The sequence below is a fragment of the Pseudomonas sp. W3I7 genome, from assembly GCF_030816095.1.
GTDB lineage: Bacteria > Pseudomonadota > Gammaproteobacteria > Pseudomonadales > Pseudomonadaceae > Aquipseudomonas > Aquipseudomonas salomonii.
In genome coordinates this window covers 731,095-749,541 of record NZ_JAUSXP010000001.1, presented here as the reverse complement: position 1 = coordinate 749,541, position 18,447 = coordinate 731,095, and the positions used below count along the sequence as shown (strand labels likewise).

Below are 18,447 nucleotides of genomic sequence, written 5' to 3'. Positions count from 1 at the left end.
CAAGGGTAATCGGCTACAAGGTATCTGCGGCACGCTGTTAACAAAACGCTGACATCCTCTGCGTTACCCTTTTCAGCCCTGACTTGTATGAGCTGCTTGCTGCATGCCGCAATCCGACACACTGCCCGCCGTCATTGCCGGCCCACTGCTTCGGCGCCTGGAACCCCAGCGTCTGGTGATCTGGCTGGTGGGCAGCCGTGTCCTGCGATTGGCCTTGAGGCTGCAAGCACCTGAAGGCCAAGCCCTGACGATCGATCTGGGCCCCCAGCAGTGCCAAGTCGTGCCCGTTGGCCGCTACGCCTTTATCCACCTGATCGACGTGTCGCTGAGCGAAGCCCTGCCGCTGGACGTGATGATCGACTACGACTTGCTGGTCGACGGCAGCGGCATTGCCGAATGGGCACCGCACCTGCTGTATGCCAACGCATCGTCGGCGAATTTCGTGCTGCACAGCCGCATCCACCAGTTGGTGCACGGTTCCTGCCGCAAACCTCACCACCCCGCCAATGACGGTTTGCTGTGCATCGACCGCTTGCTGGCTGACGCCCACACACCGGCCGAACGCCCGGCGCTGTTGATGATGAGCGGCGACCAGGTCTACGCCGACGACGTGGCCGGCCCCATGCTGCGGGCGATTCATGCGCTGATCGCGCGTTTAGAATTGTTCGACGAATACCTGGAAGGCGCCGTGGTGGATGACAGCGCCAGCCTCTACGAGCATCGCGCCAGCTATTACCACCGCGCGGATCTGCTGCCCGCACTGGACAGCAACGAAACGCTGCGCGAACGGTTTTTCGGCGGTGTGAAAAAACCGATATTTACCAGCAGCACCGCCGACAACCACCTGGTGACCTTTGCCGAAGTAGTGGCGATGTACCTGCTGGTGTGGTCGCCCACGCCCTGGACCCTGATCACGCCACAGCCGCCGTCATTAAGCGCGTCGGAACAACTGCGCTACGACCAGGAACACGTGCAGGTCGATCGGTTCCGTGACGGCCTGCCTGGTGTTGCGCGGGTTTTCGCACACCTGTCGACGCTGATGATCTTTGACGATCACGACATCACCGACGACTGGAACCTCAGCGCCCAATGGGAAGCCACCGCCTACGGCCATCCATTCTCCCAACGCATCATCGGCAATGCCCTGCTCGCTTATATGCTGTGCCAGGGCTGGGGCAACCAGCCGGATGTGTTTGGCGAACTGCTGGAACACACCCAGGCGCTGGCCGCCGGGGCTCAAGACAACCACCTGCACGCCGCTGCGCAGGACGGACTGCTGCAACGCCTGCTGAACTTTCAGCACTGGCATTACGTGCTGCCCACCACGCCCGCACTGGTGGTGCTCGACACGCGCACAAGGCGCTGGCGCAGTGAGTTTGCGCTCAAGCAACCCTCCGGCCTGCTGGACTGGGAAGCCTTGAGCGAACTGCAGCAGGCCCTGCTGGACCACCCGTCGGCCATCATCGTTTCGCCCGCGCCGATCTTCGGCGTCAAGCTGATCGAGACCGTGCAGAAGGTCTTCAGTTGGTGCGGCTACCCGCTGTTGGTAGACGCCGAAAACTGGATGGCTCATCGCGGTGCCGCCCAGGTGATCCTGAATATCTTCCGCCACTCGCGCACGCCGGGGAACTACGTGATCCTGTCGGGCGATGTGCATTATTCGTTCGTCTATGAAGTGCTGATCCGCCACCGCAGCGCCGGCCCCAAAATCTGGCAGATCACCAGCAGCGGCATCAAGAACCAGTTCCCGGCGCGCTTGCTGGAATGGTTCGACCGCCTCAACCGCTGGCTCTACTCACCGCGCTCGCCCCTCAACGGTTTCACGCGCCGGCGCACCATGCAGGTGGTGCCGCATATCCCGGAGCATGCCGAGGCGGGTGAACGGCTGTGGAATTCGGCGGGCATCGGCCAAGTGTTTTTCAATGAGCAGGGTCAGCCGGAGGCGATTTACCAGCACAACGCGGATGGCAAGCCGCGAACACGGATGGTGGCGCCGCAGTGAGTTTTCTTACGCATGGCAAATCAATCTCGCACATACCTTTCAGAAAACTCATAACTCTTTATTTTTACTGATTTTTTTTGAAACGCTTCAACCTCAGCAACTCACAAAATAAGTGCCAGGCTCTGATCAATCTTCGCGAAAAGACCCTTCAATCGCTGATTGCCTTATGAACCTATTTTGGTGCACTCTCTGTGAACGACCTACCTCTCGTGTTGAACGTCGCATTTTACCGAACCGAGGCTGGCAACGAGCCCGTGCGTGAATGGCTGATGGAACTGCCCAGGGAATCAAAAAAACTTATAGGCACTGACATAAAATCGGTCCAACTCGGATGGCCGCAAGGGATGCCGTTGGTTAGGAAGCTGGAGCATCGCCTTTGGGAGGTCCGAACCGATCTTGGTGAAAATGCGGCACGCGTCATTTTTACCTTGGTTGCCAGCCAAATGGTTTTGCTGCATGGCTTTATCAAAAAAAGTCAAAAAATACCTTTAGTCGACCTGAACACCGCCAGACATCGTAAAAACAAGCTTTGAGGAACATCCCATGAATAAGCATATCGGCTCCAACTTTGATGATTTTCTCAACGATGACGGGCTCATAGAAGAAGTCTCTGCGGGGGCGTTGAAGCGTGTGATTGCCTGGCAGTTGGCAGAGGTGATGAAGGTGCAAAAGGTCAGCAAGAAAGCGCTGGCCGAACGTATGCACACCAGCCGTACCGCCGTAGATCGAGCACTGGACCAAAATGACGCGGGCATGACCCTGTCCACCCTGGCCAGTGCGGCAAGGGCTTTGGGTCAACAGGTGGAAATTCGCCTCATATCGAACACGCAGGCAAGACCCGCCAGGGCGTGAAAGCTCGTGCCAGGCGAGCAAAACGTATGTCTCTTCGCCTGCCGAATAATGGCCTAACGCCACACCACTAAAGCAGCACACTCATCCTATTCAAAGCGCGCAAGCCGCGATGTAGAGTAACGTCAGCCACGGTGTACCGGCTTCAATGAAGACTGGCCGTAGAAGCCAGCATCGGCAGGGAAGTGCACAGATGAACGAGACATCCGGCAATAAACCGCTGCGCAATAACTTTTCCGAACTCAACGCCGACATGTTGCATGCGGTGATGGAACTGGTCAGCGACGGCATCTGGGACTGGAATGCCAACACCGGGTTCGTGTACCGCAGCCCCGGCTGGTACATGATGCTTGGCTACCCCCGTCACTCCCTGGAGAACAGCGTGTTTACCTGGGAGAACGTGATTCACCCCGAAGATTATCCACGCGTCATGGCCGTATTTGATGACTACATCAGCCAACGCGCGCCCCATTACCAAGCCGAGTATCGTTGCCGCAAAGCAGATGGCACTTACTTGTGGATCGAAGACCGTGGCTACGTCATTGCACGTAACCCCGACAACTCAGTAGCGCGCATGGTCGGCGCGCACCGCGATATTCATACACGAAAAATTTCCATCGAACAGCTGCAACAGCGCAACCAGTCGCTGGAAGCGCTGGTGGCCGAACGCACCCTTGAATTGTCACGGGTCAATCAGCAACTGCAATTGCAGTTGGACGAGAACCGTTCCCTGGCCGAACAGGACGCCTTGACGCGCATTGCCAACCGTTATCGCCTGGAGAAGGTGCTGCTGGAGGAGTGCGACCGTGCCGAGCGTTTTCGGGTACCGCTGGCCTTGGTGGCCATGGATATCGATGACTTCAAGCCGATCAACGACAAACAGGGTCATGGCGTCGGCGATCAGACCTTGGTGAGCGTGGTAGAAAGGCTGGAAACCTGTGTGCGTCAGGGTGACTTGCTCGCGCGTTGGGGGGGTGATGAGTTTATGGTGGTCCTGCCCAAAAGCACGGTGGATACCGCCAGGCAATTGGCTGAACGCATCCGTCAGGCCATCGCCGAGATGCCCGCCGTGGGCGCTTTCAAAGTCACCCTGAGCCTGGGCGTAGTAGAGCGGCGGATGGGCGAAACGCCCGCCGCCCTGATGGCACGTGCCGATCAAGCACTGTACCGGTCCAAGGCGGCGGGCAAGGATGCGGTCTCGGAGTGATGTGGGAGCTGGCGTGCCTGCGCTAGCCGTGTGTCAGTAACCGATGCACTCACAGGTAGGCCGTCATCGCCGCATAGCTATCTACAAGTACCACGTCTGTGACAAGTGGGCTGTTGTGGCGAGCAGGCTTGTCCTGGTTGGGCTGCGCAGCAGCCCCAAAAAACAGACGCAGCGTTCTTTCAGGAGTATCACGGTACCTGCACTGGGGCTGCTGCGCAGCCCAACGCGGGCTAGCCCGCTCGCCACAGAAGAATGTGGCGGCCGTAGAAAGTTGTGGAGATACCTGTGGCCATCGCAGGCAAGCCAGCTCCCACCTAAGGCAGTGTTCAGTCAGCGCACCGGCGGTGCGTACTGGATGCCGCCATTGCTCCACAACGCATTAAGCCCACGCTTGATCTTCAGCACGCTGCCCTGGCCGATATTGCGCTCGAATACCTCGTCGTAATTGCCCACTTGCTTGACGATCTGCACCACCCAATCCTTGCGCAACTTCAGGTCTTTGCCGTAATCGCCGTCGACCCCCAGCAGCCGCGCAACGTCGGGGTTCTGGGTGGACTTGGCCTGCTCCTCGACATTCTGCGAGGTGATGCCCATTTCCTCGGCATTGAGCATGGCGAACAGGGTCCACTTGACGATGCTGAACCACTCGTCGTCGCCCTTGCGTACCAGCGGCCCCAAGGGCTCTTTGGAAATCACCTCCGGCAGCACCACGAACTCATCCGGGTGGGCCATCTTGATGCGCTGGGCATACAGGCCCGACTGGTCGGTCGTGAGCACGTCGCAACGCCCGGCTTCCAGGCCCTTGGCGCTCTCGTCGGCGGTGTCGAAGGTGATCGGCGTGTACTTCATGCCGTGGGTGCGAAAGTAATCCGAAACGTTGAGTTCAGTGGTGGTGCCGGCCTGGATGCAGACGGTGGCGCCATCGAGTTGCCTGGCGCCGGTCACGCCCAGCTTGTTGTTGACCAGAAAGCCGATGCCGTCGTAATAAGTCACGCCGGTAAACACCAGGCCCATGCCGGAATCCCGGGAGCTGGTCCAGGTGGTGTTGCGGGAGATCAGGTCGATTTCGCCCGATTGCAACGCGGTGAATCGCTCCTTGGCAGTCAACTGGGTGAACTTCACTTTTGAGGCATCGCCGAACACGGCGGCGGCAACGGCGTGGCACACGTCTACATCGAGGCCGGTCATCTTGCCCTGGCTGTCCGGCACGCCGAAACCCGGCAAGCCGTCGCTGACGCCACACTGGATAAAGCCTTTTTTCTGGATCGCGTCCAGGGTCACGCCCGCGTGGGCACTGCCGGCAAGCGCCACGGCCGTGGCCGCGATGAGGGTTTTGAGGTGGTTCATGCGAGGCACTCCCTGTGAATCTTTTATTATTCGGCGCCGCACTGCCCGCGCCGGTTTCTGAGGTTGCCCGGCAGTATTGTCAGGTTTGCAGCGTGGCCACAAACGACCTTTAGGCAACAGCTCCTTCCGATTTGGAATGACCCGGCGATTTTATTTCGTTTGCGGCAAGGCCGGCTGCGCGGCTTAGATAAATACACGCCCGCCATTGCCGAGTCCCCGATTCATGAGCCGCGAAACCATCAGCCAATCGATTTCCATCGTTCACCCCATCAGCCTCAGCCACGGTAAAAATGCCGAGGTCTGGGACACCACGGGCAAGCGCTATATCGATTTTGTCGGCGGCATTGGCGTGCTCAACCTCGGGCACTGTCACCCAGGCGTGGTGGAAGCGATTCGCGAGCAAGCCACGCGGCTTACCCACTATGCGTTCAACGCCGCGCCGCACGCGCCCTACATCGAGCTGATGGATCGCCTTTGTGCGTTTATCCCGGTGGATTACGCGGTGAGCGGCATGCTCACCAACAGCGGCGCGGAAGCGGCGGAAAACGCCTTGAAAATCGTGCGCGGCGCCACCGGCCGCACGGCGGTGATCGCCTTTGACGGCGCCTTCCACGGCCGCACCCTGGCCACGCTCAACCTCAATGGCAAGGTAGCGCCGTACAAGCAAAAAGTCGGAGTGCTGCCCGGCCCGGTGTATCACCTGCCCTACCCCAGCGCCGATAACGGTGTGACCTGCGCCGAAGCCCTGAAGGCCATGGACCGTCTGTTCAGCGTGGAAATCGACGTAAACGATGTGGCCTGTTTCATCATCGAGCCCGTGCAGGGCGAAGGCGGCTTTCTGGCCCTGGACATCGAGTTCGCCCAGGCCCTGCGCCGCTTCTGTGACGAGAACAACATCCTGCTGATTGCCGATGAAATCCAGTCCGGCTTCGGGCGTACCGGCCAGCGTTTTGCCTTCTCGCGCCTGGGCATCGAGCCGGATCTGATCCTGCTCGGCAAAAGCATCGCCGGTGGTGTGCCATTGGGCGCGGTGGTCGGGCGCAAGGCGCTGCTCGACAACTTGCCCAAGGGTGGCCTCGGTGGCACGTATTCCGGTAACCCGATTGCCTGCGCAGCGGCGTTGGCGACGTTGGACGCGATGACCGATGAACAGCTGAAAACCTGGGGCTCACAGCAGGAAGCCGCCATCGTCAGCCGTTATACCGCCTGGCGCGAGCAGCCGCTGTCGCCCTATCTGGGCCGCCTGACCGGCGTGGGTGCCATGCGCGGCATCGAGCTGGCCCATGCCGACGGCACGCCTGCGCCCCAGCAACTGACCCAACTGCTCAGCCTGGCACGCGAGGCCGGCTTGTTGTTGATGCCCAGCGGCAAATCACGGCATATCATCCGCCTGCTGGCACCGCTGACCACGGAGCCTGCGGTGCTGGAGCAAGGCCTGGATATTCTCGAGGCCTGCCTTAAGCAGTTGGCTTAATAACGCGCATCCACCGGTTTGCCGCCGGTGTGATGTTGCTCGAATAAATCGTGCCCAACGGCGTGCTCAGCTCCAGCCCGTCGGCCATCACCTGACCTTTCTTGGCGGTATGGCAGGCGATGCAGTCGCCCAGTTGTGCCACATATTGACCCTGCTCGATTTGGGTTGGGGCGGCGTGCAGAGGCAGCGCAAGACACAGCGTCGCCCCCAGCAAGGCCAGGCGGGCCAATGAAAAGGCCATCGCATTAATCCTTTAATAACCTAGCGTGGAGCAGTCCCCTCGGCGCGGGCCAGCGGTTGTTTTTATGGGTTCATCAGGCCTTTGTGTTGTAACGGGTTTTGCGGTGGGGGGGTGTTGATGTGGGTCAGCACTGAAATGATGACATCACCACGCACGTGACCGTTGATAAGATGACCCTTGTAGATATGTACGTATTTCTGTACGTTTCAGCCACCAATGAGGAGACCTGCATGGAAACCATCAACTACACCAACGCCCGCGCCCATTTGTCCGAAACGATGGACCGAGTTAACGAGGATCACATCCCGCTGCTGCTGACACGACAAAAAGGCGAGCCGGTGGTGATGATCTCGCTGTCAGAATTCAATGCTCTTGAAGAGACAGCCTATCTGCTGCGTTCGCCAAAAAATGCCGAACGTCTCATCAACTCAGTCAACAGCTTGCGAGCAGGTAAAGCCAAGCCAAGGCGGTTGATTGAAGAATGAAAATACTTTTTACCCCTGAAGGCTGGGACGACTACCTCTGGTTTCAACAAAACGACAAGGCAGGCCTCAAGCGTATAAACCTGCTGATCAAAGCGATCCAAAGAGCCCCCTTTGATGGTGTCGGCAAACCTGAACCTCTCAAACACAACCTGAGTGGCTTCTGGTCCCGCAGAATCACTGCCGAGCATCGACTTGTTTATGGTATTGAGGAGGATGAAGTACAAATTTTGATGTGCCGCTATCATTACTGACCGTGCTCACATCGCCTGATCTGCTCCTCTCCTGAAAGTACCCGACGCATTACTGCAAGGAAGCACCCATGCTCGATATCCTCCAAGGCACGCCCCTGTGGGTGTACGCCATCTACCTGTGGATGTGTTATTACGGCGTCAAGGCCTGCCTGGGCGGGCGCGAGAATCGCCGCTCATTGTTGATTTTGCCGGTGGTGCTGGTGGTGTGGTCGCTGATGTCGCTGGCGCCTTCGATTCTGTCGAGTGGTGCCTGGGGCGGTGGCGTGCTGGCAGGCTGCCTGATGGGGATGCTGCTATTCAACGCCGATGGCGCCCGGCTCGATGCCGATGGCGAAACGCTGGTGCTGGCGGGCACCTGGAAAACCTTGCTGATCTCGCAGCTGTTCTTTGCGGTGAAGTACTACTTCGGCTATCAGCAGGCCGTGCATCCGCTGCTGTTGAGCACACCCGAGATGTTATTGGCGGTGGGGGGTGTGTCGGGGTTTACCGTTGGTCTGTTCTGCGGGCGGGCCGATCGATTGCAGCGGGCGCTGAGCGCCTTGCGCCGCGATAAGGGCAGTGTGCTGCCTTGACCTGACCTGCGTGGCCGCCGAAAATGCGCGACGCTTTTTTGTCCCCGTTTACTGAAGTAGTGAAATTTCAATGCCTGATTCTTACACCGAACACGCCGCCGAAGAATCCGTAGTCGCCCTGCACTCGAAGGCCGAATACGAAAACGCCATCAATCTTTCACAGCATGTGCCTGCGGCCAAGATCATCAGCGAGATGGTGCTGGACGCGTTCCACACCTCCAAGGAAAGCGACCAGATCCGAGAACTGCGCGTGGCCATCCGCCAGGCCCATGACGCCTTCGACGACGACAAGGCCTACGACCTGATGGGCCAGCTCAAGCAACTCAAGGATGCCGAAGCGGCCGACAATATCGCCCTGGAAGACTTGAGCAGTAAGTTCTCGATCAGCCGCATCCTCTCCAGCTTCAAGGACGACCCCGAGTTTCAGGAGCTGGTCTACGGCCTGGCCCTCAAGGTGCTGAACCAGTCTCACCAGGCCATCAGCAACCCAAGCGCCGGCAAGGGCAAGGCTGCACGGGCCAAGAAAGAAGCCGAAGTGTTTGTGATCAGCAAGGATGGCATCAGCGTCACCCTGCCGCTGCGCACGCCGCGCTCCAAGCTCAACGTTGACCGCGAGGCATTCGAGTTTTTGGGCTTGCGCTTTGTGGGTGAAGGTGACGAGGCTGAGCTTGAAACCGATAGCTTTGTGGATAACACCGGCGCCGAGCAACCGTTGAGCCGCAAGAGTGTGATTACTGCGCTGCAGCAGCAGACGGCGTTTGATGGGTACAGCATCGCGCAGCAGTAACGCATTACCTGCAACACAGCTGGACTAAAAATGTGGGAGCGGGCTTGCTCGCGAAAGCGATGTATCAGTCAGAACATTTGTTACTGACACACCGCCTTCGCGAGCAAGCCCGCTCCCACATGGTTTTTGTGGGGTTTTAAAGACTCGCGAACACCTCGCGAAACCGCGCCATCTCCTGTTTATTGCCCACCGTCACCCGCACCCACTGCGGCCAATCCTTCCACACCCGCCCGACCAATACGCCCTGTGCAGCCAGCGTCTCGATCACCTGTTCTGCAGGTTGTTTCACGTTAATCATGAAACAGTTGCTTTGCGACGCGGTGCAGGTAAAACCCCGTGCCTTGAGCCAAGCCACGGTTTCGTCACGCAGTTGGGCGTTGAGCACCTTGCGTTGCGGCACCAGCTTGAGGTCGTCCAGGCTTGCCCGGGCTCCGAGTAACGTGGACGCGGCCGGCACATTGTCGCCACCAAACACTGCCAGGCGTTCCAGCAACGCCGGGTGGCCGATCGCCAGGCCCAGGCGCGCGCCGGCCATGCCGTAGATTTTCGAGAAGGTGCGCAGCACCAGCAAATCGTCGTGGTCCTTGACCCAGCTCACGCAGCTTGGGGCATCGCAGAAGTCGATGTAGGCCTCGTCCACCACCAGCACGCAGCCTTTGGGTTTGTTCGCCAGCGCCTGGCGGATCGCTTCGGTGGGCGTCAGGGTGCCGGTCGGGTTGTTGGGGTTGCACAGGTACAGCATGCCCGCCTGAGGGTCCGCGGCAAGCATGGCCGGCACATCATGGGCGTGGTCGGCATTGAGGCTCACTTCGTGCACCGGTGCCTGCCAGGCTTCGGCGGCCTGACGCGGCACTTCATAGGACGGCGTGGCCATCACCAGACCACGAGTCTGACTGGTAAACGCCAGCACCGCGTAGCGCAGGGCGGCCATGGAGCCGGCAAATACAGCGACCTGTTCTTCGACAAGCCCGTGCGCCTTGGCGAACTGTTCGGCCAAGCCGTACATGTAGCCATAGGGGTACAGCCCGGAGAGGGCGATGCCGCGCTGCATCGCCTCGCGGGCGGAGGCTGATGGGCCGTAGGGGCTTTCGTTGTAATTGAGCCGCACCGTGTCCGCCGCGACCGATGGCGGGCTGGCGAGCGCCCAGTCCAGGCGGCCCAGCACCGGCAGGGCGGCGCCAAAGGCGAGAAGAGACCGACGACTTACGCTGAACATGGCGCGATTCCTTGTAGACGGGTGATGGTTTCTCACGGTTCGTACAAAGAAGTATGACGAGAAGGCGCCCAGCTGATTTAGCCTCCTGCGCCGCGATCAGCCCTCCAGGTAGTCGGCGATCGGGTAATTCATGCACAAGGCTTCCACCGCCGTGCGCACCTGCTCGCGCACCTCAGGCTCAAGCCGATAGTCCTGTTCGCCCAGCGGGGTGACGTTTTCCAACACCCGACAAATCAGCTCAATCACCTGCCGACAGCCGTCGCTGTCGATTTCGCGTTGCGCCATTGAGCCGGTGCCGAGACACAAACCGCTGGTGACCAACTTCGAGCGTGTCTCGCCCGGTACGCGGTGCTTGCTCACCACAATGGCGCAAGACTCCAGGGCCGCCTCGGCGATGGCGCCGGTCATGGCGCCCTGCAACCGGATCAGTACCGTATGGTTGTCACTGCGCCCGCCCACCACGTCGTAACCCTGGGCTGCAAACGCACTGGCCACTTCATCGGCAAGCGCACGACCACGCCCCATGCAGGCGTCAAATTGCGCTGACTTCGCATACCCGAAGGCGGCCGCTTTTGCCGCGATCATATTGACCGCCGGCGCCCCTTGCATGCGCGGGAACACGGCTTGATCCAGCACACGGCTGAACGTCGACCGCAGGCCAGGCACCTTGGTCTCGGCGTCGCGGCCGCACAGAATCAACCCACCCCGTGGGCCACCCAATTGCTTGTGCGTGCAGGTGATGGTGACGTGTGCGGCGTTGATCGGGCTCGGGTGGCGACCCGTCACCACCAGCCCGGCGATAGCGGAAATATCCGCCAGCAGGATGGCGCCCGCCTCGTCGGCAATCGCGCGAAACCGCTCAAAATCCACCACCCTGGAGTACGCACCCGCACCGCAAATAATGATGCGTGGGCGATGGGCCAGCGCCAGGCTGCGCACTTGCTCATAATCGATAAGGCCTTCGTCGGTGGTGCCGTAGCGGATAGCCTTGTAATAAGCCCCGGTGAACACCGCCGGGCTGCCAAGGGTGAGTTCGCCGCCATGGTCGTGGGCCATGCCCAGTAGCGTATCACCCGGCTCCAGCAGCGCCGACAGCACTTGGGATATGGCATTGGACGCCGAATGAGGCTGCACGCCGGCGTAATGCGCGTCGAACAACTCCCGCGCTCTGCGGATGGCCAGGGACTCCACTAAATCGACATTTTCGCAGCCGGTGCGATAGCGTTTGCCGGGTGTGCCTTCGGCGCTCACATTGACCAGGGCCGAGGCGCAGGCCACCAGCGTGCGAGGCTTGACCGCACAGGAGGAAGCCACCAGTGAGAGGGTGCGATGCTGGCGAGTGACTTCAGCATCCAGCAGGCTGGCGAGCTCGAAGTCTTCTGCACGCAGATCCGCCAGGCCACGACGCAGCAGGTCGGCCTGGTCTTTCAGAGGTACGGTATTGAATGCCATCAGTGCGGGTCCCTTCCTGGGCGTTGCGTGCCGGTCCGTCCTGAACCGAGAGGATCAATTAAACAGGAAATTAAACATTTTCCAAATCAAATGTTCACTTTCCAGACGCCAACCCCATCAAAAGCACGCCCGCAGCGCATCCGGACTTTATTGTTAGGCCCGACGCATGCAACACTCCCGCCGCCGCAAAACCACAAGCGCCCCCGGAACGGGCGCTACCTGTTGTGGTTGCGCAAACAATGGACGTTAACGACTAAAAGGAAGTGGTGAGCACGTGATACACAGACGCGAAAAAACCGAGCACTTGAAGAGCAACATCAAGTACTTGATCAAAAGCCGCGGCGAGACGCAGCTGTCGCTGTCCAATGCCGCCGGCCTGACCAGGACCACCATCTACAACATCCTGGAAGGCAAGGTCGTCAACGTGCAGCAGTCCACCGTCCGCAAGATCTCGGACTTCTTCGGCGTCTCCTACGATGAAATCGAGACCCTCGATTTTGAAGCCAAGGAAATCATCGAGAGCAGTGTTTCCCCACAGGGCAACATGAACCCGGCCGCCGTGCCGGTGCTCAAGGAAAGCCTGGTTATCCAGAACCTGGACAAGCGCATTGGCGAGCTGGCCACGCTGTATCCGCTGACCTACTACTTCGGCTCTTCCTACAACCTGATCGGCGTGCGCCTGCAACGTGGCATCCCCGGCATCAACGAGCCGGGCGATTTGCTCATCGTGCAAAAAGGCGCGTCCACGCTGGGCAAAGAAAAGCTGGTGTACGACCGGGCCACCCAAAAGATGTTTATCACCCTTGAAGCCTGCGCCGGTTCAGAGCGCCTGTGTGTGATCGGCGACATCATCGAGGAGCGCTTCAATGACAACCTATGAAGCGGGCATCGAAAACAGCAAATACAAACTGCTGGGCTTTGAGAATGACAAGAGCCTGGCGGTGATCATGGTGATCGCCACCGGCAAGGTCATCAAGATGAAGCTGAGTGAAGTCATCAACAGCGAAATCATGGATAACCTCAATAAAATGGAAGTTAAGAACATGTACAAGAAGTTTTATTCACAGGGAGGGACGCTGACGGCCTACGATATCAACGACCGCAACGAAAACTCCTGGATGATCTACATCATCCTGAACCTGTTGCTGTTCACGTTTTATATCTTCACCAGCATCGCCGCGACCAAGCCTATTTACCTGGAGTCGATGGGCATCATCGTTACGCCAGGCACGTTTCTGTACCCGCTGACCTTTTTGATCGTGGACTTGCTCAACGAGCAGTTCGGCCTGCGGTTGGCCAGACGCGCCATTTTGTTTGCGTTCGCCAGTAACGCGATGATCATCATCCTGCTGTACGGCTCGACGTTTCTGCCAGGGCTGCCCGGCTGGAAACTCGATGGCCCTTACAACGATGTGATCATTCAGGTGTCCTCGGTTTTGGTCGCGTCCTCGGTGTCGTTCCTGGTGTCGGAGAACATAAACTCCTACTTGCTGTGCAAGATCAAGGAACTGACCAACTCCAAATACCTGTACCTGCGGATTTTCCTCAGTACGTTCTTTGCGGTGATTATCGACAGTTTCCTGTTCTGCTTTATTGCGTTCTATGGCGCGATGCAGACCAGCGACATCTTGAGCATGATCTACGTGCAGATCGCGATCAAAGTCGGCTTTGCGTTTTTCAATATCCTGCCGGCCTATGGCGCGCGGGCGTTGTTCAAACGCTGGATTACCGGTAGCGCTGCCTGATGTAATGCGCTCTAAATGTGGGAGCTGGCTTGCCTGCGATGCAGACAACTCGGTATGTCAGTGACATTCAGTTGATGCTATCGCAGGCAAGCCAGCTCCCACATGACCGAGTATGACTCCTACAACTAGCTCAACTGCAACTTCTGCTTCAGGCTGCTCATCACACCCGCCTTGTCCTGCAAATACTCATTCAAACCCCGAGCCCGCAGGTTGCACGCATCACAATGACCGCAGCCGGTGCCGATGATGCCGTTGTAGCACGTCAGGGTCTGGTGCTGAACCAGCTCCAGTTGCTGGTGATAATCAGCCAGCGCCCAGGTTTCAGCCTTGTTCAGCCACATCAACGGCGTGTCCAGGCGCAGCTTATAGTCCATGCCCAGTTGGAGCGCCGTGTTCAGCGCTTTGACAAAGTCATCGCGGCAATCGGGGTAACCCGAGAAGTCGGTTTCGCACACACCAGTAATCACGCTCTCAGCTTTGACCTGATAGGCGTAGATCGCCGCCAGGGTCAGAAACAGGATATTGCGCCCCGGTACAAAAGTACTCGGCAGGCTTTCGCCCGAGCTGTTCACGGTCGGCACCGGAATGTTGTCGCGGGTCAGGCTGCTGATCGCCAGTTCGTTGAGCAGGGACACGTCCATCACTTTGTGAACGGTAGCGCCCAACTGCTTGGCCAGCTTCTGCGCGACTTCAACCTCGGCGACATGGCGCTGGCCATAATCGAAGGTGATGCAGTGCACTTCGTCATACTGCCCCAGCGCCTGGATCAGGCAGGTAGTCGAATCCTGCCCGCCACTGAATACCATCACGGCTTTTTTCGTCATCACGTTGCTTCCTGCATTTGTAGAATGTGGGAATAGTTTAAAGGCCACGCCATAAAAAACCCCGCGCTTCTTGCGAAGGCGGGGCTTTTTGTTGCTCGATGACTCAGTGTGCGTAGGTCAGCAACAGCTCTTTCGGCACTTGGAAATCCAGGGACATCATCACGCTGAGCGCGGTGATGGTGAAGATCGAGAACACGAACAGCTTGCGCGCCCAGACGGTGTCATCCACCGCCTTGTAGCCGGTCCAGGCCATGTACAACCAGTACATGCCCATGGCGGCGGCGACAGCGAGGTAGCTCATGCCGGCGTAGCCACTGAAGGTCAACATCAAGGTCGCCACGAGGAAGGCCAGGATGTAGAGCAAAATGTGTTTCTTGGCCACCTGAATGCCACGCTTAACCGGCAGAACCGGAATCGAGGCAGCCAGGTAGTCATTGAAGCGGAAGATCGCGATGGCATAGGAGTGCGGCATCTGCCACAGGCTGAACATCACCAGCAGCACCAGCGCAGCCATGTCGAAGCTATTGGTCACAGCCACATAACCAATCACCGGCGGCATCGCCCCCGACAGACTGCCCACCAGCGTGCCGTGAACCGACTTGCGCTTGAGGTACAGGCTGTAAAGGCCGACGTAGATAACAAAACCGATCACGGCAAACAGCGCCGCCAACGGGTTGGCCACCTTGTACAACAGGGCCACACCGGCAACACCCAGGACGGTCGCATAGATCAGTGCCAGTTTCAGGGAGATAAGGCCCTGCACCAGCACACGATTCTTGGTGCGTTCCATCTTCAAGTCGATGTCACGGTCGATGCAGTTGTTGAACACACAACCGGAAGCTACCACCAGGGACGTGCCGATCATCGCAGCCAAGAAGATGGCCAGATCGACATGCCCCTTGGAGGCCAGGAAGAAACCGCCTGCCACAGAAAGCACGTTACCGAAAATGATCCCCGGTTTGGTGATTTGGATAAAGTGCTTAAGCGACATCGGGTCTTACCTCACTTCGCCATCATGAACGTATGGATGCTGAACATGATCCATATCGACAGGCCAACCAGCAGCAGGATCACAAGACCTGCGAACACGAACGCAATCACGTTATCGCGCTGCTCTTTCGAGCGATCCAGGTGCAGGAAGTACACCAGGTGAACCAGAACCTGAATCACCGCGAACGCCAGGACGATCATCAAGGTGATCGACTTCGGCAAGGTTGGGTACATCACCAGGCCGAACGGGATCAGGGTCAGGATGACCGACAGGATGAAGCCGATAGCGTAAGACTTTACGCTGCCGTGGCTCGCATCATGGCTGTCATGGTCATGGGAGTGTGCATTAGCCATTACAGAGTCCCCATCAAGTAAACGACGGTGAATACGCAGATCCAGACCACGTCCAGGAAGTGCCAGAACAGGCTCAGGCAGCTCAGGCGAGTCTTGTTGGTGTTGGTCAGGCCGTGCTTATTGACCTGATACATCATCACCGCCATCCACAGCAGGCCGGCAGATACGTGCAGACCGTGGGTGCCTACCAGCGTGAAGAACGCGGACAGGAAGCCGGAACGGTGCGGGCCGTAGCCTTCGGAGATCAGCAGGTGGAACTCGTTGATCTCCATGCCGATGAAGCCCAGGCCGAACAGGAAGGTCAGTGCCAACCAGCTCAGTACGCCCTTCTTGCTGCCCTTGTAGAAGGCCAGCATGGCGAAGCCGTAGGTGATCGAACTGAACAACAGCAAGGCGGTTTCGCCGAGCACGTAAGGCAGTTCGAAGATGTCGTGGCCCGACGGGCCACCCGCTACGTTGTTTACCAGTACCGCGTACACCGCGAAGATCGACGCAAACAAGATGCAGTCGGTCATCAGGTAGAGCCAGAAACCGAATACGGTCATTGGCCCCGAGTCGTGGTGATGGTCATCGTGCCCATGGTCATCGACATGGGCGTGTCCAGCATTGGTCACTAAGTTCGACATGGTTTAAGCCTGTTCCAACGAGGTTTCTACACGGTTGGCCGGGATTTTCTTCTCGGCTACCAGGCGAGCGTGTTGCTCGGCTTCGATGCGTTCGATCGTCTCGACCGGCACCATGTAGCCTTGATCATCACGGGCAGCGTGAATGATGAAGTAACCGATAGTGCCTACCAGGCCCACGATTGCCAGCCACCAGATGTGCCAGATCATCGCGAAACCGAACACGGTCAACAGCGCGCCCATCACCACGCCAGTGGCGGTGTTGTTCGGCATGTGGATCGGCTCGTAGTGCTTAGGACGCTGGTACGCAGTACCGTCTTCCTTGGCTTCGGTGAACGCATCAATGGTGTTCGCAGTAGGAATCACGGCGAAGTTGTAGAACGGTGGTGGCGACGAAGTCGACCATTCCAGGGTGTGGCCATTCCATGGGTCACCGGAGTCGCAAGCGTTCTGCTTACGGTCACGGATGCTCACGTACAGTTGAATCAGCTGGCAGGCGATACCGGCAGCAATCATCAACGCACCGAACATGGCGACGTACAGGTACGGCACCCACTCAGGGTTGGTAGTGGCGTTCAGACGACGGGTCATGCCCATGAAGCCCAGCGCGTAGAGCGGCATGAACGCGACGAAGAAGCCCGAGATCCAGAACCAGAATGCAGCCTTGCCCCAACCTTCGTGCAGCTTGAAGCCGAACGCTTTCGGGAAGTAGAAGCTGAAACCAGCGATGTAACCGAATACAGCACCACCGATGATCACGTTGTGGAAGTGCGCGATCACGAACAGGCTGTTGTGCAGTACGAAGTCAGCACCCGGGATGGCCAGCAGTACGCCGGTCATGCCGCCGATGGCGAAGGTCACCATGAAGCCCAGGGTCCACAGAACCTGGCTGGTGATACGCAGACGGCCGTGGTAGATGGTGAATAGCCAGTTAAATAGCTTCACCCCCGTCGGGATCGAAATCAGCATTGTCGCCAGGCCGAAGAAGGCGTTGACGCTGGCCCCCGAGCCCATGGTGAAGAAGTGGTGCAGCCACACCATGAAGCCCAGTACGGAAATTGCGCCCGATGCATAAACCATCGAGTGGTGACCGAACAGGCGCTTGCCGGTAAAGGTCGAGATCACTTCAGAGAAGATACCGAACGCTGGCAGGATCAGGATGTACACCTCAGGGTGCCCCCATGCCCAGAACAGGTTCACGTACATCATCGGATTGCCACCAAGTTCATTGGTGAAAATGTGGAAATCCAGGTAACGGTCAAGCGACAGCAGCGCCATGGTAGCGGCCAGGATCGGGAACGAAGCCACGATCAGGACGTTTGCCCAGGTGCAGGTCCAGGTGAAGATCGGCATGTCCATCAGTTTCATGCCAGGGGCGCGCATTTTCAGCACGGTGGCCAGGAAGTTGACCCCCGTCAGCGTCGTCCCGAGTCCTGATAACTGTAGCGCCCAGATGTAGTAGTCCACACCCACGCCCGGACTGTACTGAATGCCCGACAATGGCGGATACGCAACCCAACCGGTCTTGGCGAATTCGCCGACGCCCAGGGACAGGTTGATCAGCACCACGCCGGAAACCAGCAGCCAGAAGCTCAGGGAGTTCAGGAACGGGTAGGCAACGTCACGCGCACCGATCTGCAGCGGCAAGGCCAGGTTCATCAAGCCGGTGAAGAATGGCATCGCCATGAAGATGATCATGATCACACCGTGAGCGGTGAAGATCTGGTCATAGTGTTCAGGCGGCAGGTAGCCCGGCGAACCCTCGGTGGCCATGGCCAACTGGGTACGCATCATGATGGCGTCGGCAAAACCACGCAGCAGCATGACCATGGCAACGATGACGTACATGACACCGATTTTCTTGTGGTCGACAGACGTCAGCCACTCGGTCCACAGGTAGGTCCATTTCTTGAAATACGTGATTGCAGCAAACAGTGCCAGACCACCCAGCGCGATCATGGCGATGGTCACCATTACGATCGGCTCGTGGAACGGGACCGCATCCCAACTTAATTTACCAAACATCGT

The 18,447-nt window shown here is 58.5% G+C and carries 19 protein-coding genes and 1 pseudogene; 11 read left to right on the top strand and 9 right to left on the bottom strand.

The annotated features are described in order from the left end of the window. Positions 1 to 103: 103 nt before the first annotated feature. The 4 genes from QF043_RS03555 to QF043_RS03540 all read left to right on the top strand — a co-directional run bounded on the left by QF043_RS03555 (position 104) and on the right by QF043_RS03540 (position 4,058). A complete protein-coding gene (locus tag QF043_RS03555) occupies positions 104 to 2,002 on the top strand; it encodes an alkaline phosphatase D family protein (protein WP_307417531.1) in 1,899 nt (632 codons plus the stop codon). A gap of 191 nt (positions 2,003 to 2,193) precedes the next feature. Beyond that, positions 2,194 to 2,535 (top strand): type II toxin-antitoxin system RelE/ParE family toxin, encoded by a 342-nt coding sequence (locus QF043_RS03550; protein WP_307417530.1) that lies wholly within the window; start codon positions 2,194 to 2,196, stop codon positions 2,533 to 2,535. Positions 2,536 to 2,545: 10 nt separating this feature from the next. Beyond that, positions 2,546 to 2,854, top strand: coding sequence for an XRE family transcriptional regulator (locus QF043_RS03545; RefSeq protein WP_307417529.1), 309 nt, complete (start codon positions 2,546 to 2,548; stop codon positions 2,852 to 2,854). A 190-nt stretch (positions 2,855 to 3,044) separates the two neighbouring features. Beyond that, positions 3,045 to 4,058 (top strand): sensor domain-containing diguanylate cyclase, encoded by a 1,014-nt coding sequence (locus tag QF043_RS03540; protein WP_307417528.1) that lies wholly within the window; start codon positions 3,045 to 3,047, stop codon positions 4,056 to 4,058. Between the two features lie 330 nt (positions 4,059 to 4,388). Here QF043_RS03540 and QF043_RS03535 read toward each other — a convergent pair whose 3' ends face one another. After that, positions 4,389 to 5,405, bottom strand: a complete 1,017-nt coding sequence (locus QF043_RS03535; RefSeq protein WP_307417527.1) for an amino acid ABC transporter substrate-binding protein — start codon at positions 5,403 to 5,405, stop codon at positions 4,389 to 4,391. A gap of 223 nt (positions 5,406 to 5,628) precedes the next feature. On the opposite strand from QF043_RS03535, the gene QF043_RS03530 reads away from it, so the two are divergent. Then, the gene (locus tag QF043_RS03530) at positions 5,629 to 6,879 is read left to right on the top strand and encodes an aspartate aminotransferase family protein (RefSeq protein ID WP_307417526.1); all 1,251 of its coding nucleotides are present in this window, start codon (positions 5,629 to 5,631) and stop codon (positions 6,877 to 6,879) included. A 25-nt stretch (positions 6,880 to 6,904) separates the two neighbouring features. Here QF043_RS03530 and QF043_RS03525 read toward each other — a convergent pair. Then, positions 6,905 to 7,120, bottom strand: a pseudogene (locus tag QF043_RS03525) (cytochrome C); the annotation flags it as partial. Positions 7,121 to 7,350: 230 nt separating this feature from the next. Between QF043_RS03525 and QF043_RS03520 the strand changes: the two are divergent. The 4 genes from QF043_RS03520 to QF043_RS03505 all read left to right on the top strand — a co-directional run bounded on the left by QF043_RS03520 (position 7,351) and on the right by QF043_RS03505 (position 9,215). Further along, positions 7,351 to 7,605, top strand: a complete 255-nt coding sequence (locus QF043_RS03520) for a type II toxin-antitoxin system prevent-host-death family antitoxin (protein WP_078739028.1) — start codon at positions 7,351 to 7,353, stop codon at positions 7,603 to 7,605. Further along, entirely contained in the window at positions 7,602 to 7,856 is a 255-nt protein-coding gene (locus QF043_RS03515; RefSeq protein ID WP_307417525.1) for a Txe/YoeB family addiction module toxin, read from the top strand. Before QF043_RS03520 ends, QF043_RS03515 begins: the two co-directional genes overlap by 4 nt. A gap of 68 nt (positions 7,857 to 7,924) precedes the next feature. Next, positions 7,925 to 8,428, top strand: a complete 504-nt coding sequence (locus tag QF043_RS03510; RefSeq protein ID WP_307417524.1) for a DUF6622 family protein — start codon at positions 7,925 to 7,927, stop codon at positions 8,426 to 8,428. Positions 8,429 to 8,498: 70 nt separating this feature from the next. Further along, complete coding sequence (locus QF043_RS03505) at positions 8,499 to 9,215, top strand: hypothetical protein (protein WP_307417523.1); 717 nt, start codon at positions 8,499 to 8,501, stop codon at positions 9,213 to 9,215. A 136-nt stretch (positions 9,216 to 9,351) separates the two neighbouring features. Here the strand turns inward: QF043_RS03505 and QF043_RS03500 are convergent, their stop codons facing one another. Both QF043_RS03500 and glyA read right to left on the bottom strand, forming a co-directional pair. Continuing rightward, positions 9,352 to 10,431: a pyridoxal phosphate-dependent aminotransferase gene (locus tag QF043_RS03500; RefSeq protein WP_307417522.1), complete on the bottom strand. Its 1,080-nt coding sequence runs from the start codon at positions 10,429 to 10,431 to the stop codon at positions 9,352 to 9,354. Positions 10,432 to 10,527: 96 nt separating this feature from the next. Next, a complete protein-coding gene (gene glyA / locus QF043_RS03495) occupies positions 10,528 to 11,883 on the bottom strand; it encodes a serine hydroxymethyltransferase (RefSeq protein WP_307417521.1) in 1,356 nt (451 codons plus the stop codon). A 274-nt stretch (positions 11,884 to 12,157) separates the two neighbouring features. On the opposite strand from glyA, the gene QF043_RS03490 reads away from it, so the two are divergent. Both QF043_RS03490 and QF043_RS03485 read left to right on the top strand, forming a co-directional pair. Then, complete coding sequence (locus QF043_RS03490) at positions 12,158 to 12,763, top strand: helix-turn-helix transcriptional regulator (RefSeq protein ID WP_307417520.1); 606 nt, start codon at positions 12,158 to 12,160, stop codon at positions 12,761 to 12,763. Beyond that, entirely contained in the window at positions 12,750 to 13,628 is an 879-nt protein-coding gene (locus tag QF043_RS03485; RefSeq protein ID WP_307417519.1) for a queuosine precursor transporter, read from the top strand. The genes QF043_RS03490 and QF043_RS03485 overlap by 14 nt, the downstream gene beginning before the upstream one ends. Before the next feature lie 125 nt (positions 13,629 to 13,753). On the opposite strand, the gene queC is transcribed toward QF043_RS03485, so the two are convergent. The 5 genes from queC to cyoB form a co-directional block, all read right to left on the bottom strand. After that, positions 13,754 to 14,452 (bottom strand): 7-cyano-7-deazaguanine synthase QueC, encoded by a 699-nt coding sequence (gene queC, locus QF043_RS03480; RefSeq protein ID WP_307417518.1) that lies wholly within the window; start codon positions 14,450 to 14,452, stop codon positions 13,754 to 13,756. A 103-nt stretch (positions 14,453 to 14,555) separates the two neighbouring features. After that, positions 14,556 to 15,443, bottom strand: coding sequence for a heme o synthase (gene cyoE, locus QF043_RS03475; RefSeq protein ID WP_017135069.1), 888 nt, complete (start codon positions 15,441 to 15,443; stop codon positions 14,556 to 14,558). Positions 15,444 to 15,454: 11 nt separating this feature from the next. Further along, entirely contained in the window at positions 15,455 to 15,796 is a 342-nt protein-coding gene (gene cyoD / locus QF043_RS03470; RefSeq protein WP_010206434.1) for a cytochrome o ubiquinol oxidase subunit IV, read from the bottom strand. Continuing rightward, complete coding sequence (locus tag QF043_RS03465; protein WP_056858318.1) at positions 15,796 to 16,422, bottom strand: cytochrome o ubiquinol oxidase subunit III; 627 nt, start codon at positions 16,420 to 16,422, stop codon at positions 15,796 to 15,798. Before QF043_RS03465 ends, cyoD begins: the two co-directional genes overlap by 1 nt. Positions 16,423 to 16,425: 3 nt before the next feature. Then, positions 16,426 to 18,444: a cytochrome o ubiquinol oxidase subunit I gene (gene cyoB, locus QF043_RS03460; protein WP_017135070.1), complete on the bottom strand. Its 2,019-nt coding sequence runs from the start codon at positions 18,442 to 18,444 to the stop codon at positions 16,426 to 16,428. Positions 18,445 to 18,447 lie beyond the last annotated feature (3 nt).